This window comes from Chlamydia trachomatis A/HAR-13 (assembly GCF_000012125.1).
GTDB lineage: Bacteria > Chlamydiota > Chlamydiia > Chlamydiales > Chlamydiaceae > Chlamydia > Chlamydia trachomatis.
This window is the reverse complement of record NC_007429.1, coordinates 1-16,671: the sequence shown is the minus strand read 5'-3', so window position 1 is coordinate 16,671 and position 16,671 is coordinate 1. Positions and strand designations below refer to the sequence as shown.

The following is a 16,671-nucleotide window of genomic DNA, read 5'->3' as shown; positions in this document are numbered from 1 at the left end:
GTTTGCACAAGATACAAGGCTCCTTTTCAAGAGCCTTGTACCCTACTGCAATTAGTAAATCGAAGGGAAATCTGTTTTGCCTCTGAACACCCGGTATATGTATACCGCGTAAGCAACGACAAACGGGAGCCCAATTAAAACAATAGTGACTAGGTGTTGTAAGGTTCGCGTTTCCGCGGCTGCGTTAAACACAGTCATAGTATAACGATTATCCACCGTAGATACTAATAAATTAGGGAAGAGCAATATGTTATACGCAAGTATTGGAGACAACAAGTTGATACAAGAGAGAACAAAAGCTTTCCCGTATTTACCAATAGAGACCGCTCTCTTTTCTGCATAACAGCAAGACAACGTTACTACCGATAATAAGATGATGAGTGGATACGCTGGTATACCAGGAGCGCCTTCAATACGACAGCACACTCCTAGGGTCTGAGGCATCCCTAAAATAGTCGCAATGAGCAAGGAAAGATACAAAACCAAGTAACTAGACAGAACATAAGAAAATTTATTTTTCAAACGTTCGTGCAGCCCTTCTGTAGTTTTCATTAAAGCAAAACTAATCCCATGTAGAGCAAATGCAGTAACTACAAATAACCCACATAATACTGGATAAGGGCGGAAAAATAGTTTCCAAGATAAAGAACTATACGAAGTATCTGGAGCGATCGGAAATCCAACTAATAAATTCCCAGCTAATGTCCCCAGGAAAAAGCTAATAGACATCCCTGAGATAGAAAAGAGAACATCCCAGAACAGCTTCCATCGGTTAGACTCTGCTTTACTACGAAACTCTAGAGAACAGCCTCGGAATATGTATAGCATGACCATAGTCCAAATAGGCATGTAAAAGATGGAAAGCAGGGTTCCATAAGCGGTCGGGAACCCTGCAAACAATCCAGCAAACATGATGACAAACCATACTTCATTGCCATCCCATATGGGGCCTATTGAGTTTAAGAGTAGCCTACGTTCTTTCTCATCTTTAGAAAGAAAATAGATCGTGCTCAATCCTAAATCAAATCCGTCTCCTAAAGAATAAGCAAATACAGCGATGCAAAGAATAACATACCAAACAACAGGAAGAATCGTTGCTAAAGAAAACTCCATAAAGAAGGCCCTCACAAATCTACTTCTATAAGGTCTTGCTCATCTGGTCCCTCACCTATCTTTTTCAAAAGAAGCGAGACAAAGACACTTAATAAACAAATAAAAATAATCGAAAACAGGATCAAAGACTGCCAAATTTGCCCTGCGTTCACGATAGGAGAGGTCGCATCTTTAGTTTTTAATAAGCCATAAACAACCCAAGGTTGACGCCCTACCTCTGTAGAAATCCAGCCGATTTCATTACATAACTCAGGACATAGCACAGAGAAGGAAAGTATCCATAAGATCCCCTTCTTGCAGCTCCAAGATTTTTTCTTATACACAGCAAAGGCTATCAGAGCTAAAAGTACCATTACTCCCCATAACATGACCATTAAGTGATACGTTTGAAAAACGAAAGCGACATTTGGCCATTCGTCTTTAGGGAACTGATCCAGTCCTGTAACAGGAGTTTTTGCATTTCGGTGAACAAGAAGCGATAAACCAGAAGGAATGGGGATCCCAATGACTCGCTCTTTTTTCATATCTACAATGCCGAGTAAATAAATTGGGGTGTGTCCTTGAGTCTTAAAAACACCTTCAAACGCAGCAAGCTTGGCAGGTTGGTGTTTAGCGACCCCTCTTGCAGTGACATCTGCTGACCAAAGCTGCAAAGCCAAAACAAGGAAAGCACAAAACATGCTGATTTTTAACCCCTGATTCGCAAAATCTTTATGCCGCTCTTTACGTAGATAGTGAGCACTAACAGAAAGAACAAGAAATATCCCAGATAACCAAGCGCCAAGAACAACATGTGTAAAACGCTGCAAAGCAGAAGGAGACAACACCGCTGCCCAAAAAGAAGTCATTTGGGGAACTAACATACCATTACGCATGACCATTTCATAACCGGAAGGCGTTTGCATCCAAGAGTTCGCACAAACAATCCAAAAAGCACTCATGTGAGCGCCGAGCGCAACCATACAGGCTGAAAAAAAGTGCATTTTTTTTGATACTTTATAGCGACCAAATAACAAAACTCCTAGAAATCCAGATTCTAAGAAGAAAGCAAACATTCCCTCGCTACCAAGGAACATTCCAAATACGTTTCCAGTATATTCTACGAATCGAGACCAATTTGCTCCGAAGGAAAAAATCTGCATCAATCCTGTGACAACGCCAACAACAAAAGTTAAGGTGAAAATCTTAATCCAAAACCAGGTCAACTGCTTATAAATACTTTTTTTTGTGAATAAGTAGAGCCCCTCCATAAGAACAATCATCATACTTAATCCCAAACTAATGGGGACAAACAGATAATGAAATCCGATAAACAACGCAAACTGTACTCTCGCCAATATCTCAGCACTCATATTTGGCTCTCCAAATCAAAAACTTCTAGTATTCTTTTTAGTATATATACTATGCACGTTTCCCTGTCACCAGTTGTTAAAACAGCCCTTTTCCACAAAATACTTTGCCATTAACTGTCTTCCAGCTAAACTAGGGATGAGTCCTTTCCCAAAGGCCTTCTTAAGACCTTCCTTGACTTCGGTTCATCCGTAATAAGTTTCAAGGAGTTGGTACAGCTTCTTGTTTTGCTGAAAATAATGAAAACACTTCAACTGCTAGGGTTATCTTATATAGATGTTCGTAGGTATAACGTATTACACCACACCTCTGTTGGAGATAGCTTTAATTTGGGTGGTCCTTAATTATTTGCTAAAGTTTTTCTGGGGAACAGGCGCCATGGACCTCGTCTTTGGCTTGTTGTCTTTTCTTTGCCTATTTGTTCTAGCAGAAAAACTTCATCTCCCCGTTATTCGCAATTTGATGCTTCATGTAGTGAATATTGCGGCTATCGTGGTATTTATTATCTTCCAACCAGAAATTCGCCTTGCTCTCTCTAGGATACGCTTGTGTAGAGAGAAATTTGTCATCAATATGCAAGACGAATTCATTGACCATTTGACAGCATGCATCTATCGCATGGCTGAACGACAAATCGGAGCTCTCATTGTATTAGAAAATGAGCGTCTTTTGAATGATCTGCTTAATCTCTCTGCCGTGAAAATTAATGCAGATTTTTCAGAAGAACTTCTCGAAGCTATTTTTGAGCCCTCCTCCCATCTACATGATGGAGCCGTGTTAATGAGAGGCAAGACTATCTCTTACGCTAGAGTAATTCTTCCTCTTGCTCATGATACCACACAACTGTCGCGATCCCATGGGAACGCGTCATCGTGCAGCACTCGGTGCTAGTCAGCGTACCGATGCTCTCGTGATTGTAGTATCAGAAAAGACCGGTGCAGTTTCCTTAGCTCGTGATGGAATTTTAACTCGTGGAGTAAAGATGGATAGATTTAAAGCCATTCTGCGAAGTATCCTAACGCGCAATGAACGAAAAACAAACCCTATTATCTCCTGGATGCGTAAAAAATGATCAATTTCGTCTCTTGGATTTCTCGTAATTGGCTCCAAAAACTCGTTTCTTTAGGTTTTGCCATTATTATCTGGGCGCTTGCAAATCAGTCCATTACGGTAACGAGAACTTTTCATAATATTCCTGTACGCGTTATTGATCTAGCTCCGGAACAGACTGTAATCGGATTGCAGGCAAATGGTCTGCTAAAGAAAAAAGTTGCCATGATGATTACAGGGAATAAATCTGTTGTTGAGAAGCTTCGCCCTTCCAATCTAGAGATAGTGATCAGTGCCAAAGGACGAACTGAAAGTTGGATAGAAACCATCGATCCTTACAAATTAGTATGCTTGGACACAGACATCCATTTACGTAAAAATATTAAAAGCGTCACATCGGAAGACATTTTCATTCGTCTAACCCAATTTGTTACCGAAGATGTTTCTGTCACTATCACTAAACCCATAGGCAGAGCTCCTAAAGGATATGAATACCTAGACACCTGGCCTAAGTATTTAGTACAAAAGGTAAGTGGTCCTAAAGAATACGTTTCTTCTTTAAAAGATCATGGTTTGGAATTAACTTTTAACCTTAATAAAGTTTCTTTTGAAGAACTGGACCGCAATCGTCTAGCTCAAGGGAATCTTGATGAAGTAGTATACCTTGTCCCTGAAGACTGGAAAAAAGTTTATATACCTTTCGACAATAGCTACATGGAATTGAATGATCCGCAAGCAGATTTTTTGCGACTTCTTTTCTTAAAACAAGAATTTATTCCTCTTAATATTAATCTTCCGGTCCTTCTATTTTTCCCTGTAGAAAATAGTCAACTTGTGAACCCACAAAACTGCTATCTTGAAGAGAATGCTCCTCTAGTACTCAATCATGGGATCTACCAAATGGACCTACCGCTTTATGTAAAAGATGTCAGCCATCTGTTCCTAGATGTTGTAAAAAATAATATAGCGCTCACTATTATTATGGAGCCTCCTGTAAAATCTCAGCGAGAACACTTCATTCATTGGGCTGTAGAATTTCTAGACGAGAAAACTTTAGAGAATACTTTTGTTCAGGCAGTTATGGCTCAAGAACAAAAGACGAATAAACATATGATCCTTGACGAAGCAGGTATTCGACATCGCTTTAGAGAATACTTACGAAAACTTACTCTATTTGATCAAAATGGCGAACCTTTAGCCTTAGCGGCGCGTACGTCAGGAAATAAAGTGATTATTCAAGTAACGTCATCCTCTCTAAAGAAAAAATCTTCCTGATGCTATGATGAGCGTTTTCAACTGAAACAGCGTTTTATATAAAGAAGCTTTTACGTAGAGCCTGTCTCGATCACAAAGCTTCTTTCTGTAACTACTAGCAAAGTCATACTAGCCTTACGGAACACATACTATGCTCTTTAAAAGATTACGTACGGGGGGAAAAATTCTCGTCGATCATCTCGTTTATGGTTTAGGTCTTGGAGTCCTGACCATCTTACGATTACTTCCTCGATCCTCCTTACGACTTTTTAGCAAAGGGCTCGGAACCGCTCTCTTCTATTTCATCTCTGATGTCCGAAAAACAGCTCTTACTAATTTAGCTTTAGCTTTCCCTGAAAAAAGTTTCGCCGAACGCTATCAAATTGCACGCCAATCCGTACAACAGATGATCATTACGTTTGTAGAGCTTGCAACTGTAGATAAATTCGCCAAACATATCGATGAAATGATTGCTATTGCTACTTCTGAAGATGCTCCTGAAGGTTTCTTTCCAGAAGAAGTTTCCTCACAACAAGAACTTGACCATTTCTTTTCACGTTTAGATCGACAAGAAGGAGCCATTTTATTCTGTGGTCACCAAGCTAACTGGGAGCTCCCTTTCCTTTACATTACTAAACGCTATCCGGGGCTGGCTTTTGCCAAACCTGTAAAGAATCGTCGGCTCAATCAAAAAATCATTTCACTGCGAGAATCTTTCCAAGGCAAAATTGTTCCTCCACAGAATGCAATTAACCAAGCGCTACGAGCTCTCCACAGAGGAGAGGTAGTCGGCATTGTTGGGGATCAAGTATTACTTTCTTCGGAATATTCTTATCCTCTTTTCGGCTCCCAAGCTTTTACTACCACCTCTCCTGCTTTGCTTGCCTACAAAACAAAAAAAACAGTTATTGCTGTTGCTATTTACCGAAAACCTAATGGGAACTATCTGGTCGTCCCTAGTAAAGCATTCCATGCAAATACAGAGCTATCCATACGGGAATCTACAGAACAGTTGATGGATCGGCTCATGCGATTTCTTGAAAAAGGGATTACATGCAAACCTGAACAGTGGTTGTGGCTTCATAAACGATGGAAAAGAAAGCTGCGACATAAATTCAAACGACGTTACGCCTTTAGTCACATTCTCATCATTGTAAAGGGAACTTCACTACAAGCGCTTCAAAGATTCTTAATAGAGTTTGGAGAGTTTTATGCAGACGCCTCTCTTTCCTTAGCAATTATAGGAGCTGCCGATACAGTTCTTGCAAATAGCTTTGCTCCCTACTCTTTGCAATTTTTCTCTTCAGAAGAAGAGCTGTTAGCTGCTCCAAACTTTTTCCCGGCCATTGTGGACTTATTCGGATTGTCTGGAAAGACTCGCCTGCATTACAAAAGAACCGGATCGAGGAAAATCTTTACGCGTAACGAACTAAAAGATTCTCTCCTACAGAAACAATCGTTAATACAAAGTTTTCATAAGTTACTACGAAGAGTGGATACCCGTTCTAGAAAAGGTTGAATAGATTCCCTAGCCACCAAATACAAGCTGCACCTACGACGAAGACTCCAGCCCAGCCTAGATTTAACCAACTACGGATCGCTTTCTCAGGAGAATTTCTTCCTCCCATGGATTCTAAATCAAGCAGCATGTCCATATTCTGATCAGAAAATTCCTGAAAAATTTTCAATACATAAGGATGCTCTTTCAGCAATCTATCCCCATCCATATCCAAAAAAGCTGCGTATTTTTTCATAAAACCTTGGGCATAAACAGGAGAAATTAATTTCCCGAGATGTCCTGCTTCTATAGCCTCTAATGCAGACAAACGAATAGATGTGGCAGCTTCTACATCTTTTAGAGAAAGCGCTCTTTCTTCTCTTTGCGAACGAAAAACTTCCCCTAGATGTAATAACTCTTTGTGGACATGTTCGCTCATGTAATTCCCCTGGTTTGCTCTACCCATAAAAAGGAAAGGAGGCTGTCGTTACTGAAATAAATAGGCCTCTTAGATTTCCTCTTTTTTAGTATCAAAGTTTCCTAGACTTTTTCTCAAGCGTTACACTTAAGGTTTTATTCTTCGCAGAAAATTTTTTCGATCATAAAGATTTTAGGATGATAGAATATGAAGAAGAATCTACGGTAACAGCTCTTCCTTTTCTTAAAATTAGAATCTTTTTTCTTAGGTGATCATGCCCTCCTCTTTCGTTTCGCAACTGTCTCCTTCTTTATTTTCTATACTTCGAGAACAACTAGAAAAGAAAGGGTTCACCATCTCTATCCCCCCTCACACTGTATTTCAAGGAAGATCTCCGACCGTTAGCTGCACTGTATATCAATCTGGGAAAATTGTAGTACAGGGTAAAGGAACTCAAGAATTTGTAGAATTTTTCCTTGAGCCAGAGATTCTACAAACGTTCTCCTCACAGAACGTACAACAGGATTTACGTTCTCGCATTGGTGTGGATGAATCTGGAAAAGGAGATTTTTTTGGGCCTCTGTGCACTGCTGGAGTATATGCTTCTTCCCCACAAGCTATAGAAGCTCTTTATAAAACCAGCATTTGTGATTCTAAGCTCATTCCTGATGCTAAAATCCTTTCTTTAGCCCAAAACATTCGCTCGCTTTGTGCGTGTAAAGTCATTACCTTGTTCCCAGAAAAATATAACGCACTATATGCCAATTTCCAGAATTTAAACTCCCTCCTGGCTTGGACACACGCCACTATTATCGATAATTTGGCTCCTCATCCTGCAGGAGCAGTCTTTGCTATTTCAGACCAATTCGCCTCTTCAGAGAGAGTCCTTCTACAGGCTGTTCGCAAGAAGTGCTCGGATATTGAATTAATCCAACGTCATCGTGCAGAACAAGACGTGGTGGTAGCTGCAGCTTCTATCTTAGCTCGTGAAGCTTTTCTCTCTTCCATACACGCCCTAGAATCTCAATACCAAATCCGCCTTCTAAAAGGAGCTTCTGGGAAAGTCAAGCAACGAGCCAAAGAGATTCTTCATAACAAAGGACAGGTTGTATTAGAAAAAGTCTGTAAAACACATTTCAAAACATTCAATGAGGTGCTTGGTTCGGGCAATCAATAGAACAAACTTACCTTGTTAGAAATGCAAATTTGCAGAAGCTCCAAAGAACAGCGAAGAACCGAATTTGTAGATCTTTTCGTCTTCGTTATGAGCATTTGCCAATGAAATATCATTCCCTACGGAATAGCCTCCAAACATTTTGAGGCTTTGTCCTGGCCAAAAAATCAGCTTGATATTCCCTTCTATTTCTCTTCCTGAATACTCAAAAATTCCTTCAGAGGTAGCCAAAGAATTTTTAGGGAATTTTTTACGAAGTCGTGTCAGGCGATATGCTACTCCTAAATCGCAAACAGGTGTGCACTGGTATTCTGCAGAAAAATTTACCGGGTAGATACAATTGAGTGTGAGTCTATCTTCAGGTTTATAAGAGAACCCTAATAAAGGCCAGGCTTGCTTATCATGTAGCCCTACCTCATTAATGACTCCCATAATCACAGATAACGATTCCGAAGCATGATATTTTGAAGATAAAACTACCTGATAGAGTCCTGAGCCAATCTCAATATTTTCAGGGTCTACCATACCAGAAAAAAGTACAGACCACTGCCAATTCGTAAGAGCTAGTGTGTAGGCTCCTACAGACAATGTGATATACTGATAAAAAGATTTGTCTTGGAAAGCGAAATATCCTACAGCTTGCGGATCTGTATCTTGCAGCTCTTTAGAGCTTTTCCAAGAGACTTCAGCTCCTAAATAACGAGACGATAAAAGAAATCCCGACATCTCGGTAACGGGAATCGTAGCAAACAACGAGGTATCCGCCTGTCGATATCCCAAGGATTGATCTGGGAGAGTTTTGAATTTTGCGTTCTCTATTTGCAAAAACTGGCTCTCAAAAGAAAAAGCTCTCAGAGGAGGATTCTTGTACTCATCCCGATCTTTCCCACAAGCATCTCCGACAATATAAATAGGCGTCGATAACAAATGCCCGAAAAGCGTCATCGTGTGGAAAAGAACTTTAAGCATATCACTCCATCATACAATCAGCTTATCTCCCTAGAATTGGGAGTTCTTCCTCTTATCAAACAAATATTTAGGATCTGGTAGATCATACTGCTTAATAAAATTTTTAGCAAACTTCTGGCATAGTTCTTGAGAATAGAACTGATTGTACAAATAAATCATTTAGAAGCTTTTCTTAGCTAGTAAATCCTAGTCAAAACTGATTAACTATAAATAAAATAGATACAATTTATCGATTTTTTGTCAGAATATCTCTCGCATATAAATTTTTGTGCCCGCAATGCGGGCTTACCATACATAACACCTAGTTGGAAAAATGCCCTCCACTGTTGCACCTATAAAAGGACAGGATCACTTTTTAAATTTAGTTTTTCCTGAAAGAGTTGCCGCTGCCTACATGAGCCCTCTAGCTCAAAAATACCCTAAAGCAGCATTATCCATAGCCTCTTTAGCAGGATTTCTTCTTGGTATACTCAAACTGATTACTTTCCCTGTGCTTTGTGCTGCAGGCTTATTTGTATTTCCTATCAGAGGTCTGATCTCCTGCCTATTCCATAAAAGCTTTCAGGGTTGCTCCGGATATGTTCTAGCAACCTTTCTGTCCCTTTTCTCCTTAGCGCTTACCATTGTAGGCATTGTAAGTTGTATCACTTGGGCTCCAGGATTTATTTTCCCTATGATCTCTGTCAGTATCGCTTTCGCTACTGTAGAGACATGCTTCCAAATCTACACCCACCTTTTCCCAGCTTTAGAACATAAACCAAGTTCTTCCCTTAAAATCGAAATAGCGGCTGCCAAGCTCCCCCGTTCCTCCTCTGCTCCCGATCTGAACTACCCCTCTTTGCCGACCCAGTCAGCCTCCCCTTCCCAACGCTTTTCCGCTTAATAAGAAGTGCTAGAATCTATGTAAGTTAAAATCTTTACGACCAAATAAAAATTATCTCCCTCCAATCTCTTTGGTTATTTTATACTAGATTCTAGTACTCAGCGTTTTTTGTTTTTGGGATAATTTTATGACTCCAGTAACACCAGTCCCTCCCCAATCTCCCCAACAGGTAAAAGGGCTTTTATCCAGGTTTCTGACGGCACCCGATCGTCACCCCAAACTACGCTATGTTTACGATATTGCTCTTATAGCTATTAGTATTCTCTGTATTGTGAGTATCATTCTCTGGACACAAGGGTCTGGACTCGCTTTATTTGCAATCGCTCCAGCCTTAGCTATTGGAGCCCTAGGAGTCACTCTGCTAGTCTCAGATCTTGCCGAATCCCAGAAAAGTAAAGAGATTGCTGATACCGTTGCGGCAGTCTCTCTTCCTTTTATCCTAACAGGGACAGCTGCTGGATTGATGTTTTCTGCTATTGCCGTAGGCGGAGGCGCTGTAATCTTAGCGAATCCTCTATTCCTAATGGGCTCTATGACTCTCGGCTTTGCTCTGATGTCTCTGCATAGAGTGACCTATCAATATCTCAGCAATCGCGAGCAATGGAAACAGCAGAAGAAGCTCGAACAAGTTGAGTTAGCTGCCTGGGAGAGCCATCTTCCTAAAGAAAGCAAATCCTCCGCTCTGGAAGAGGTTCGCTATTCCCCTCGTTTGATGAAAAGAGGGAAGACTTGGCGAAAACGGGCAATCAGAAGAAAAAACTATACACCTATTCCGTTGGTCGACAAAACATTGCAAACCATGCAACCGGATGCACTCTTCTCCTCTACAACCACACATTCTACAGATAGTGAGCAGATTCTAACTTCTGTCAGTCCTCAAAGCTCAGATACCGAATCCTCCTCTTCTTCTAGCTTCCACACTCCACCAAATAGCGATAAAGAACTGTCCGACTCGAATTCTTCTGACAGCAGCTCTTCTTCTGAATATATGGATGCTCTTGAAACCGTAGCTGCAGGAGATGTCTCAGGAATAACCCCTCCATCCAAACCCTCTTCTTCTCCGAAAACGACACGCCGCGTCGTAAAGCTCTCTCGCAGCGAGAGAAATGCTCAGCATCATCGTAATAAAGACCAAGAGCAAAGACAAGACAGCAGCGAATCTTCGGAAGAGGATTCCTCATCCGATTCATCTCAAAAGAAGAAACCCTCTCGTAAATAATATTGGAAAAGCGATAAAGCCTTTTAAAAAGAGAACCCTCTCCATAGTTTTATGAAGAGGGTTCTTCTCTTTTATGCCTTTTTTGAGGATGCTGCAAATTACATATCTCGCATAGCTGCTAATAGCAATTCGTTTACTCGCTTAGGAGGAGCTTTCCCTTCTGTTCGCTTCATGATCTGTCCAACCAAAAAGCCCAAAGCTTTAGCTTTCCCGTTCTTGTAATCCGCTACAGACGCGGTATTTTGAGCAACCACCTCTTTAACGATAGCGCGTAGCGCATGGTCGTCCGTCATAGGTAACAACGAAGGATGTCTACGCAAAATATCTTCTGGGCTTTCCCCAAAAGAAGAGACCATTCTATCTGCAATTTCTTTAGCGATTTTCCCTGTGATCACTCCACGATCTATGAAGTTCACCAATTGCGCTACCCATTCAGGAAGAATCCCCGTGAATGGCAGCGTCTTCCCTCTAGCTTTACAACGGCCCGCAAATTCGACTGTGATCCAATTCGAAAGAGCACGATAGTTCTTACAAGACATAGTTGCTGTTTCAAAGAAATGAGCCGTATGTCGATCACTAACAAGAATCATTGCTAAATCTTCAGCGATATCAAAGTCTGTAATGTAACGCATATATTTACTATGAGGTAGCTCTGGTAATGTTTGACGCACCTCATCAATATAAGTCTCGGTGATCTGCAAAACAGGAAGATCCGGCTCTACAAAATACATATAATCTTCGGCTCGTTCCTTGAGACGCATCAGAACCGTTTTTTTCTTTTCAGGATCCCAACGATAAGTCGCTGCAGGAACAACTTTTTTTGGATCCTCATTGGGATAGCTAAGATACTCTTCAATCTGACGACGTTTTTCAGCTTCCAAAGCTTGTGCCATAAAGGTAAATGAGTTCATGTTTTTGATCTCTACCTTATTTCTAAGCTCCCTACTTCCTCGAGGGCGAACAGAAATATTCACATCGAAACGGATAGAACCTTCTTCCATATTACAATCGGAAATACCTATGTAGCCGAGGATGGATACCAAAGCATTGGCGTATGCAACAGCATCCTCTGCACTAAACATACAAGGCTTGGAAACAATCTCAATTAACGGAACCCCTGCTCTGTTATAGTCTACACCAGCAAAATCCCCAAAATGTTTTAACATCCCCGCATCATCTTCTAGATGTGTCTGCGCTAGCTCAAAGGTTTTCTCTTCTCCTTCTACTACAGCACGAATACATCCACCTCTTACGATAGGATGCTCGTATTGGGTGATCTGAAAGTTTCTTGGGCTGTCAGGATAAAAATAGGATTTTCTATCAAAACGGCTAAATAAAGCGACATCCCCCTCTACAGCGCAGCCGAACAAAACAGCTTTACGCACAGCATCCTTATTCAAGACCGGAAGAGATCCTGGCATCCCTGTGCATACAGGAGAAATGTTCGTGTTGGGTTCATCACCAAAATGATTACGTGCGGGACTAAATAATTTGGATTCGGTATTCAATTCAACGTGAACTTCCAGACCGATCACAGACTCCCATTCAGTATGTGCTATGCCCATATTATTCTATTCCTCCGTCAAAAAGTCCATTCACTGCTTTAGGATATAATTGTTTGATTTGCGAGTGTTCCTGGAAGCTGTATCCTACTTGACAAATCTGCTGATCCGAACCTCTTTCCCCAATAAATTGAACACCTAATGGGAGACCCTCTTTAGACAGTCCGGAAGGAACGGAAATGGCAGGTAAATAGGCCAAGTTTACCGCTACGGTATAAACATCCTGTAGATATAGAGAAACCGGATCCAAAACATCCTGATCTCTGATGGCAGGCGTTGCGCATACAGGCATAGCGATCACATCACAGCGCTCAAAAGCAGCTTGAAAAGCGTCTATTAAGCGAGCACGAACTGCCATTCCTTTCTTATAAAAGATGTTTTGTCTTTCTGCTGAAAGCACATAATTCCCTAAAAGAATTCTACGAGTTACTTCTTTTCCAAAGCCTTCTTTACGAGAACGCGCATACATTTCATGCATGTTATCAGCCTGCGCACAACGATGACCATACCGAACACCATCAAAACGGGCTAAGTTTGTGGCAGCTTCTGCAGAAGCAACAATATAGTAAACAGGTACCGCATGTTTCAAAACACTGAGATCTACATCAATAATGCGACTGCCTTCACGTTCCATAACAGCAAGAGCTTCGAAAAAGTTTTCTTTACAATCTTCTTGCAGTCCGTCTAGGAATCCTCTAGGAACTCCGATTAACTTAGGAACTTCCAATGACAAGGCTTGCGAAAACGTCCCTTTAAAAAAGTCTCTCGTAGTGGAATCTTTGGGATCACGACCAGCAAAGGCATCCATTGCCAGAGCGACATCCTCTACCACCGTTGTCAATGGTCCAATCTGATCTAAAGAGGATCCAAAAGCGACTAATCCGTAGCGAGAAACTGCTCCATAGGAAGGTTTAAATCCAACAACTCCACAAAATGCTGCTGGTTGACGAATCGATCCTCCGGTATCCGATCCTAACGCGATAGGACAGAACCTCGCCGAAACTGCTGCCGCGGATCCACCTGAAGAACCCCCTGGAACTCGTTCTAAATCCCAAGGATTATTGGTAGGATGAAAAGCGGAATACCGAGTTGTGGATCCCATGGCAAACTCATCCATGTTCAACTTACCCAGTAAAATCCCGTCTTCCATCTCTATACGTCTCACCACCGTGGAATCAAAGGGAGCCACGAAGTTTTCCAACATTTTCGAAGCACAGGTTGTTTTCACTCCTGTGATATGAATATTATCTTTAACTCCGATAGGGATTCCTGCTAGTAACCCTATTGGATCTCCTTTTGCTAGTTTGTCATCTATACGTGAAGCTCTAAGCAAAGCCCGCTCTTTACAAAGAGAAAGAAAAGCTCCAATCTGTTCGTCATGACTTTCTATACGATGATAAAAATATTCTGTAATCGCTGTAACTGAAAGCTCTCTGTTCACTACAGCATCTCTTAATTCTAAAGCACTCTTACGATACATAGCGATTCCACCTATTTGATAACTGTAGGGACTTTGACTAATCCTCCCAACGACACGGGAACGTTAGATAAAAATTCTTCTTGAGTAAAATCCGAAGTCACCATGTCTTCTCTAAGATCCTCTGGACCAACGAAATGATGCACTGTAGCTTCAAGAATGATATCCGAAATATCTATCGCGATTACTTCCTGCATTAAAGCAATGACGTCATTCATAGATGTTACGAACTCTTCCACGTGGGCATCTTCCAACTCCAATGCAGCATTCTTTGCTAAAGAGATGATTTCTTCTTTGTTTACATATGACTCTGTCATCTTCCATCCTAAACATGGTCAATCATGATCTTATGCAGAATAAAATCCTTCGTACTTTTTTACACTAAAAACACTCTTACTGAAGCGTCTTTTGCGACAGCAAAACGCATCTTTAATAGAGAGAACAAAAAAAGACTTTATTAAATTGTAAAAAAGATTAAAAGTCAGAGTTAAGTATACATCTACGTTGGAGAAACGTCATGCTTTGTAAAGTTTGTAGAGGATTATCTTCTCTTATTGTTGTTCTCGGAGCTATAAACACTGGAATTTTAGGAGTAACAGGGTATAAGGTAAACCTACTTACTCACCTGCTTGGTGAAGGAACCATGTGGACACAAGCAGCTTATGTAGTAACGGGAATCGCTGGGGTTATGGTCTGCCTAAACTTCTTGAAATGCTGCTTCAAAAAACGTCATGGAGACTGCTGCTCCTCTAAGGGAGGATACCACCACCATCATATGGATAGAGAATAAAACGCCTTCCTTTCAGATTATACATCCCATCTTGGTATAATCTTGAAGAGGGCTTTCTTTTTTGAATAAAAAAAGAAGCCCACCAAAGAGAATTTCTTCTTGGTGGGCTTAGTTTTTTGCTACAAACCTATGGTAGATACCAGTTTATTCCCTATCGACTTCTCTATTCCAACGCTTCATCAGGTCTCTAAATGTCTGTGACCCGTTGGTAAGCATATCACGCAGAATCCCTTCCACCTGCTGACTATTGGGAATACGCTCTTGCGGCTGTGTCACTACATAATTGTACATTCCTGCTACAAAAGAAGCATAAACTGCCTCACGGAACCCTGCTTCTACATCCATATTCTGTAGCTGATATCTAGGAGGCAAAGGTGGAGTAGGATATGGGCTTCTAGGCAAATCATAGTCGCTAGCACGTGGGAGGTCATAATCTGAAGCTCTTGGGTCCTGATAGTGCCCTTGCTGTACCGCAAAAGATCTTCGTGTTTCTAGATCCATATTCATAACTTCATAGATAGGCATCATGATTTCATAGATCGAGTCAGATCCTTCTCCTTCAATACTAGGAACCCCTCTTCTCCAATCATCTACCAAAGGAATATCGTAGGTTCCATCAGCACCTCGCTCTATTCCCATATCATCTGCGAATCTAGCCAAAGTCTCTGCTAACGATGCACCTTCAGGAGATAGGTCATCGCGAGGAGCGTAGCGATGCGTCGATCCTTTACAACAAGAGAAGCAACGGCGAATCGCCTCTCCTGCGGCAGCTAATCCTCGTGATACTCTAGCGCAGAGAACTCGCACATGCTCTCCAAAGCTCCCAAATGAGAACTCGATGCTGTTACATTCATTTACAAAGCTCTGAAAAGCTTGTTGTGCTCTAGAAGGTCCTTGCGCCTCATCGCCTTCCATTCTTGATGCGGACTCTCGAGTCCATCCCGATTCTTCTATCTCAGTACGAGCCGCATCACAAGTTTCTTGCAAACGTCTAAAACGCTCTTCTAAATTCTCTAACATCGGCATGGATTCTTCCAAAGTAGCTCGTGCTCGAAGTCCTGTTTGAATCTCTCTGGATAATACAACGTCTGAGAGATTGCTCATGTCCAGCCAAAAACCAGTGTCGACGTTCTGGAGATTCGCTACCTGAGGACCATCGTAAAACATGGAATTCCCTACAGTATACTCACCTGGATTTTTGCTCTGATAATTAGGTGTTCGTCGGCCTAAAGGATCATTTAATAATTTTCGTGCAGCACCTTTATCTTGTAGATCTCTAACTCTTTTCTCCCATCTTTTAGCAATTTCCCGGGCGGCCGCTACCCCGTCAGGGCCAGCCAACTCCTTCGCTTCTAAATGATCCGCGCACTCACTTGTGTACGCAGCCATCAAACGAGCCTCGTTCACATCAAGATTCCCAAAAACTCCAGCCATAGGAGAGGTCTGGCGTAAAACCCGAGTTCTCCAGAAATCTGTGAACATAAGACGCAGCCCTCTAGCTGCTGAAGGAGAATACTCCCTATACCCAGAACTTGCACCACGAGCAGTACGACTACTTGATCTGGATTCTGCGGCTCTTGTTGCAGACGATCTTCTTATAGAGACTGAACTCCACGCACGCTGAACAGCTCGTCTTACTTTGTCAGCTACTCGTCCTAAACCTCTTTGGAAACGACTGAATACTCCACGCGAAGCTCTTGTCGTCTCTCCACTCGTTGGGGTGCTCTCGATCATAGAGCTGACGTCTACTACTGCATAAGGAGATTCTCTATTTTCGTTACTACGAGATGAATATAGAGAACGAACTCGATCTTCAACTTTATTCTTCGTATTTTGACTTCTGCGATTCGATCCATCCCCATTATGAGAAGGGATTCGACTATTCCCGTTGCCTCCTACTCCCCTGATGCTCAT

General features: G+C 41.6%; 14 protein-coding genes and 1 pseudogene. 7 read left to right on the top strand and 8 right to left on the bottom strand.

Going from position 1 to position 16,671, the window contains the following annotated elements:
- Window positions 1-51: 51 nt before the first annotated feature.
- Together cydB and CTA_RS00070 are read right to left on the bottom strand one after the other, a co-directional pair.
- Complete coding sequence (gene cydB / locus CTA_RS00075; protein ID WP_011324520.1) at window positions 52-1,113, bottom strand: cytochrome d ubiquinol oxidase subunit II; 1,062 nt, start codon at window positions 1,111-1,113, stop codon at window positions 52-54.
- An 11-nt stretch (window positions 1,114-1,124) separates the two neighbouring features.
- On the bottom strand, window positions 1,125-2,465 hold the full coding sequence (locus CTA_RS00070; RefSeq protein ID WP_011324519.1) for a cytochrome ubiquinol oxidase subunit I: 1,341 nt from the start codon (window positions 2,463-2,465) through the stop codon (window positions 1,125-1,127).
- 274 nt (window positions 2,466-2,739) lie between these two features.
- Here CTA_RS00070 and cdaA point away from each other — a divergent pair.
- The 3 genes and pseudogenes from cdaA to CTA_RS00055 all read left to right on the top strand — a co-directional run bounded on the left by cdaA (window position 2,740) and on the right by CTA_RS00055 (window position 6,286).
- A pseudogene (cdaA, locus tag CTA_RS00065) lies at window positions 2,740-3,535 on the top strand (diadenylate cyclase CdaA).
- On the top strand, window positions 3,532-4,788 hold the full coding sequence (locus CTA_RS00060; protein WP_011324517.1) for a hypothetical protein: 1,257 nt from the start codon (window positions 3,532-3,534) through the stop codon (window positions 4,786-4,788). The pseudogene cdaA and the gene CTA_RS00060 overlap by 4 nt, the downstream one beginning before the upstream one ends.
- Before the next feature lie 130 nt (window positions 4,789-4,918).
- Window positions 4,919-6,286: a lipid A biosynthesis lauroyl acyltransferase gene (locus CTA_RS00055; protein WP_009871356.1), complete on the top strand. Its 1,368-nt coding sequence runs from the start codon at window positions 4,919-4,921 to the stop codon at window positions 6,284-6,286.
- Here the strand turns inward: CTA_RS00055 and CTA_RS00050 are convergent.
- Window positions 6,273-6,704 carry a helix-turn-helix domain-containing protein gene (locus CTA_RS00050; RefSeq protein ID WP_009871355.1) on the bottom strand — a complete coding sequence of 144 codons (432 nt, stop codon included), beginning with the start codon at window positions 6,702-6,704 and terminating at the stop codon, window positions 6,273-6,275. The genes CTA_RS00055 and CTA_RS00050 overlap by 14 nt on opposite strands.
- Before the next feature lie 253 nt (window positions 6,705-6,957).
- On the opposite strand from CTA_RS00050, the gene rnhC reads away from it, so the two are divergent.
- Window positions 6,958-7,860: a ribonuclease HIII gene (gene rnhC / locus CTA_RS00045; RefSeq protein ID WP_009871354.1), complete on the top strand. Its 903-nt coding sequence runs from the start codon at window positions 6,958-6,960 to the stop codon at window positions 7,858-7,860.
- Between the two features lie 15 nt (window positions 7,861-7,875).
- Here the strand turns inward: rnhC and CTA_RS00040 are convergent, their stop codons facing one another.
- Window positions 7,876-8,826: a hypothetical protein gene (locus tag CTA_RS00040; protein ID WP_011324516.1), complete on the bottom strand. Its 951-nt coding sequence runs from the start codon at window positions 8,824-8,826 to the stop codon at window positions 7,876-7,878.
- A gap of 313 nt (window positions 8,827-9,139) precedes the next feature.
- Here CTA_RS00040 and CTA_RS00035 point away from each other — a divergent pair, with 313 nt between their 5' ends.
- A complete protein-coding gene (locus CTA_RS00035) occupies window positions 9,140-9,709 on the top strand; it encodes a DUF5422 family protein (RefSeq protein WP_009871352.1) in 570 nt (189 codons plus the stop codon).
- A gap of 127 nt (window positions 9,710-9,836) precedes the next feature.
- Window positions 9,837-10,928, top strand: a complete 1,092-nt coding sequence (locus CTA_RS00030) for an IncV family inclusion membrane protein (RefSeq protein ID WP_009871351.1) — start codon at window positions 9,837-9,839, stop codon at window positions 10,926-10,928.
- 98 nt (window positions 10,929-11,026) lie between these two features.
- On the opposite strand, the gene gatB is transcribed toward CTA_RS00030, so the two are convergent.
- The 3 genes from gatB to gatC are packed head-to-tail and all read right to left on the bottom strand — an operon-like array spanning window position 11,027 to window position 14,284.
- Window positions 11,027-12,493: an Asp-tRNA(Asn)/Glu-tRNA(Gln) amidotransferase subunit GatB gene (gene gatB / locus CTA_RS00025; RefSeq protein WP_011324515.1), complete on the bottom strand. Its 1,467-nt coding sequence runs from the start codon at window positions 12,491-12,493 to the stop codon at window positions 11,027-11,029.
- Window position 12,494: 1 nt separating this feature from the next.
- Entirely contained in the window at window positions 12,495-13,970 is a 1,476-nt protein-coding gene (gatA, locus tag CTA_RS00020; protein WP_009871349.1) for an Asp-tRNA(Asn)/Glu-tRNA(Gln) amidotransferase subunit GatA, read from the bottom strand.
- An 11-nt stretch (window positions 13,971-13,981) separates the two neighbouring features.
- Complete coding sequence (gatC, locus tag CTA_RS00015) at window positions 13,982-14,284, bottom strand: Asp-tRNA(Asn)/Glu-tRNA(Gln) amidotransferase subunit GatC (protein WP_009871348.1); 303 nt, start codon at window positions 14,282-14,284, stop codon at window positions 13,982-13,984.
- Window positions 14,285-14,484: 200 nt separating this feature from the next.
- On the opposite strand from gatC, the gene CTA_RS00010 reads away from it, so the two are divergent.
- On the top strand, window positions 14,485-14,757 hold the full coding sequence (locus CTA_RS00010; RefSeq protein WP_009871347.1) for a DUF378 domain-containing protein: 273 nt from the start codon (window positions 14,485-14,487) through the stop codon (window positions 14,755-14,757).
- Window positions 14,758-14,901: 144 nt separating this feature from the next.
- Here CTA_RS00010 and CTA_RS00005 read toward each other — a convergent pair whose 3' ends face one another.
- Entirely contained in the window at window positions 14,902-16,671 is a 1,770-nt protein-coding gene (locus CTA_RS00005; RefSeq protein ID WP_011324514.1) for a type III secretion system early effector TepP, read from the bottom strand.

Bases quoted from the DNA above. Each gene is read 5' to 3' on its own strand.
- cydB (WP_011324520.1), bottom strand. From the start codon at position 1,113: ATGGAGTTTTCTTTAGCAACGATTCTTCCTGTTGTTTGGTATGTTATT.
- CTA_RS00070 (WP_011324519.1), bottom strand. From the start codon at position 2,465: ATGAGTGCTGAGATATTGGCGAGAGTACAGTTTGCGTTGTTTATCGGA.
- CTA_RS00060 (WP_011324517.1), top strand. From the start codon at position 3,532: ATGATCAATTTCGTCTCTTGGATTTCTCGTAATTGGCTCCAAAAACTC.
- CTA_RS00055 (WP_009871356.1), top strand. From the start codon at position 4,919: ATGCTCTTTAAAAGATTACGTACGGGGGGAAAAATTCTCGTCGATCAT.
- CTA_RS00050 (WP_009871355.1), bottom strand. From the start codon at position 6,704: ATGAGCGAACATGTCCACAAAGAGTTATTACATCTAGGGGAAGTTTTT.
- rnhC (WP_009871354.1), top strand. From the start codon at position 6,958: ATGCCCTCCTCTTTCGTTTCGCAACTGTCTCCTTCTTTATTTTCTATA.
- CTA_RS00040 (WP_011324516.1), bottom strand. From the start codon at position 8,826: ATGCTTAAAGTTCTTTTCCACACGATGACGCTTTTCGGGCATTTGTTA.
- CTA_RS00035 (WP_009871352.1), top strand. From the start codon at position 9,140: ATGCCCTCCACTGTTGCACCTATAAAAGGACAGGATCACTTTTTAAAT.
- CTA_RS00030 (WP_009871351.1), top strand. From the start codon at position 9,837: ATGACTCCAGTAACACCAGTCCCTCCCCAATCTCCCCAACAGGTAAAA.
- gatB (WP_011324515.1), bottom strand. From the start codon at position 12,493: ATGGGCATAGCACATACTGAATGGGAGTCTGTGATCGGTCTGGAAGTT.
- gatA (WP_009871349.1), bottom strand. From the start codon at position 13,970: ATGTATCGTAAGAGTGCTTTAGAATTAAGAGATGCTGTAGTGAACAGA.
- gatC (WP_009871348.1), bottom strand. From the start codon at position 14,284: ATGACAGAGTCATATGTAAACAAAGAAGAAATCATCTCTTTAGCAAAG.
- CTA_RS00010 (WP_009871347.1), top strand. From the start codon at position 14,485: ATGCTTTGTAAAGTTTGTAGAGGATTATCTTCTCTTATTGTTGTTCTC.
- CTA_RS00005 (WP_011324514.1), bottom strand. From the start codon at position 16,671: ATGAGCATCAGGGGAGTAGGAGGCAACGGGAATAGTCGAATCCCTTCT.